Source organism: Falsibacillus pallidus (genome assembly GCF_003350505.1).
In the GTDB taxonomy this organism is placed as follows: domain Bacteria; phylum Bacillota; class Bacilli; order Bacillales; family DSM-25281; genus Falsibacillus; species Falsibacillus pallidus.
The window spans coordinates 1-1271 of the sequence record NZ_QQAY01000040.1 but is presented as its reverse complement, the minus strand read 5'-3'; the positions used below and the strand labels follow the sequence as shown (position 1 = coordinate 1271).

Annotated in this window: 1 protein-coding gene; it reads left to right on the top strand. The window is 52.8% G+C overall.

Translation table 11 applies throughout. From position 1 onward, the window contains the following. Positions 1-1271: L-glutamate gamma-semialdehyde dehydrogenase (gene pruA / locus DFR59_RS19940; RefSeq protein WP_114747419.1), on the top strand; the 1271-nt coding region annotated here is incomplete at both ends.

Here is a 1271-nt window from a genome sequence, read left to right as displayed (position 1 = left end):
GGAGAGCGCATCACGACAGACGACAAGATCGTCTCCATCAACCCGGCAAACAAAGAAGAATTGATTGGACGCGTGTCCAAAGCCAATAAAGATTTAGCAGAAAAAGCGATGAACACCGCTTATGAAACATTCCAGACATGGCGCAAATTCAAGCCTGAATCCCGTGCGGACATCCTGTTCCGTGCCGCAGCGATCATCCGCCGCCGCAAGCATGAATTCTCCGCGCTATTGACGAAAGAAGCAGGAAAGCCTTGGAACGAAGCCGATGCTGACACAGCGGAAGCGATCGACTTCCTGGAGTTCTATGCGCGTCAAATGCTTCAAATCAAAGACGGCGTGAAAGTGGAAAGCCGCCCGGGCGAATACAACCGCTACGGCTACATTCCATTGGGCGTTGGCATCGTCATCTCCCCTTGGAACTTCCCGTTTGCAATCATGGCAGGAACTACGGTTGCGGCCATCGTAACAGGAAACACGGTTCTCTTGAAGCCGGCATCTACGACTCCAGTCGTGGCAGCGAAATTCGTTGAGGTCATGGAAGAAGCAGGCCTTCCGAAAGGCGTCTTGAACTATGTACCGGGAAGCGGTGCGGAAGTGGGCGACTATTTGGTCGATCATCCGAAGACACGCTTCATCTCCTTCACAGGATCCCGCGACGTCGGTGTCCGCATCTATGAGCGTGCGTCCAAAGTGAACGAAGGCCAAATCTGGCTGAAGCGCGTTATCGCAGAAATGGGCGGAAAAGATACGATTGTCGTTGACAGCGATTCAGATCTTGAGTTGGCAGCGAAGTCCATCGTGGCTTCTTCATTCGGATTCTCCGGCCAAAAATGTTCTGCGTGCTCACGCGCAATCGTCTTGGAAGATGTCTACGATACGGTTCTAGACCGTGTTGTTGAATTGACGAAGGAATTGACAGTCGGCAACCCGGTCGACCGCTCCAACTTCATGGGTCCTGTCATTGACCAGGCGGCGTTTGACAAGATCATGAGCTACGTGGAAATCGGCAAAGAAGAAGGGCGCTTGATGGCAGGAGGAGAAGGCGACAACTCCACTGGCTTCTTCGTACAGCCAACGATCTTTGCAGACTTGAAGCGTGAAGACCGTCTGATGAAAGAAGAAATCTTCGGACCGGTTGTGGCATTTGCGAAAGCGAAGGACTTCACGGAAGCGATCGAAATCGCCAACGACACAGACTACGGCTTGACGGGTGCAGTCATCACGAACAACCGCGCACACATCGACCAGGCGAAGGAAGACTTCCATGTCGG